Here is a 1,854-nt window from a genome sequence, read left to right on the forward strand (position 1 = left end):
TAGCGGGACGGAGTCCTTTGCCCTGTGAGGGCTCCGCCTCGCCAATGCAAACAGGAAGCGGACGGGATCCCCTCACCATTATCACGCTTGGATCCACGCTCTGCTAACGCGACCATGATCCGCATGCAGAGCACTTTGTTCGCGCTAGCGGGACGGCGTCCTTAGTTGGGATCTATACACTTGTCCGCCAGAGAATCCCGCAAGGCACGGACAAAGTGATAGGGGGGCAAAGGGGCGCTCCAATCCAGTTGCCAATGGGGGTGCTGATCCAGCCAGGTTTGGGTGAGCTGAGCGGCGGCTTCCCACTCGGCAGGGGTGAGCAAAAAGTAAAGCCGCAAGGCTTCTCCTGGCTGGGGATCCCCCCTTTGCACAGGCCAGGTGGAAGGCCAAAGCTGCTGTAGGGCTTGCTGCTCCTGCTCTTGCTGCTCTTGGGCTTGTCGTTGCTGGAGATAGGCTTGCTTGCGGGCCAACAGATAGGCCGTCCCGCTCAGGGAGGACTGTGGCTCCGGTTGGGGCTGAGGTCGAACCCTTCCTTTGAGACAGTACTCGGCCCGCCCTCCAATGGCTGCGAGGGCTTGTTCGTACTCCGTCTGCCGGGACAGCAGATGGGATCCCAGCCTTTCTGCTGAGAGAAAGCAGGTGCCAAAGCGCAGGGGCAGCACCGGCATCTGGGCGAACAGCCGGCAGATCACCTGATCGTGGCGCAGGGCAGAACGCACCAACACCTCATCCGAGACTTGCAGCGACTCCGGATCCGGCATCGGCTCCACAGCAGCGGCAATTCGGCTGCCTGCCGGGGAGAACACCTGCACCGACCGATGGATCCCCTCGGTTTGCCGGATGAAGGGCAAAAGTTCTGGAGCTGGCTGCGGGAAGAAGGCGTAGGTGTAAAGGGGGCTGTTGATACTCTGCTCATTCCCGTCAGCAGTACGGAGCACTTGGGGTTCTGGCTGAGCTGGGAAGGTCATGGTCTCGGATTTAAGACGAGTAGGTAAGACGGGTAGGCTCGCCTTCCCAGTCTACGCAACCTAGGATTGGGATCTTTGAAACCTACAGGGTTCCACCTATAGAGTTCCACGGCCAGAGTTCCACGGCCAGCCTGGAGATGCGATAGACTAACCTCGCATCGGTTCTGCACAGGCTGGGGTGTCTGGGGCCGGAACAGCGCCCGTGTTCAGGCGGGCTCCCCGCCTCAATGCCACTAACAGGTGAGGCCATGAACAGCCGCCCAGATTTCAAATCCTTTGAAAAAGAAGAAACCGAACGGTTGCGGGATCTGCTCCCCGCTTCTTTCCGACCCTTGATCAGCGTCGTTCCCCACTTCGGGGGTGAAGCCCTGCTCATCTCCCGCCGCAAAGCCCCTTGGCAGCCCCAGGGCACAATTGCCATCGATTTTCGCCGTTGGCAAGGGATCCCTCAGCCACAGCGGGATCTGTTGTTTCTGCGGGAGGTGGGATGGCTGGGCAACCGCAATTGGTTGCAGCCGGGGTTTTACCAATCGCTGGCCTTGATGGGGGGCATCACCACTGTTGCGGAGCTCTCTTTGCAGCACCCTTTTTCCGCTCTGTTGGCAGGTGGCATTACAGCTCTCTCCGTCCGGCAGATCTGGCAAAACCTGAACCGGGAGAGCGCCCATTTCGACGCCGATGAATTTGCCCTGCGCCGTGCTCAGTTTCGCGGCTACACCCGACAGGAGGCCGCTCAACACCTGGCAGATGCCATAGAACAGGTTCTGAAGCTGGATCCCACCGATATCCTGACGGCGCTACGGCTGCAACGGCTGAGAACCATTGCCCGCAACCTGGCTTCTACCCCCCCCAGCGGAAACGCCTGGTCGCGTTAGCGGGACGGAGT

The 1,854-nt window shown here is 60.2% G+C and carries 2 protein-coding genes; one reads left to right on the forward strand and one right to left on the reverse strand.

Annotated elements, in window-relative coordinates; translation table 11 throughout:
- Positions 1-161: 161 nt before the first annotated feature.
- On the reverse strand, positions 162-968 hold the full coding sequence (locus NW819_RS13190) for a GvpL/GvpF family gas vesicle protein (protein WP_414414023.1): 807 nt from the start codon (positions 966-968) through the stop codon (positions 162-164).
- Between the two features lie 248 nt (positions 969-1,216).
- Here NW819_RS13190 and NW819_RS13195 point away from each other — a divergent pair, with 248 nt between their 5' ends.
- The gene (locus tag NW819_RS13195; protein ID WP_414414024.1) at positions 1,217-1,843 is read left to right on the forward strand and encodes a DUF3318 domain-containing protein; all 627 of its coding nucleotides are present in this window, start codon (positions 1,217-1,219) and stop codon (positions 1,841-1,843) included.
- The last annotated feature ends 11 nt before the right edge of the window (positions 1,844-1,854 follow it).

The sequence above is a fragment of the Synechococcus sp. R8-2 genome (genome assembly GCF_047461715.1).
Lineage (GTDB): Bacteria > Cyanobacteriota > Cyanobacteriia > Thermostichales > Thermostichaceae > Thermostichus.

What these genes read in the sequence shown, in the direction of transcription:
- NW819_RS13195 (WP_414414024.1), top strand. Translation starts at nt 1,217, where the DNA reads ATGAACAGCCGCCCAGATTTCAAATCCTTTGAAAAAGAAGAAACCGAA.
- NW819_RS13190 (WP_414414023.1), bottom strand. Translation starts at nt 968, where the DNA reads ATGACCTTCCCAGCTCAGCCAGAACCCCAAGTGCTCCGTACTGCTGAC.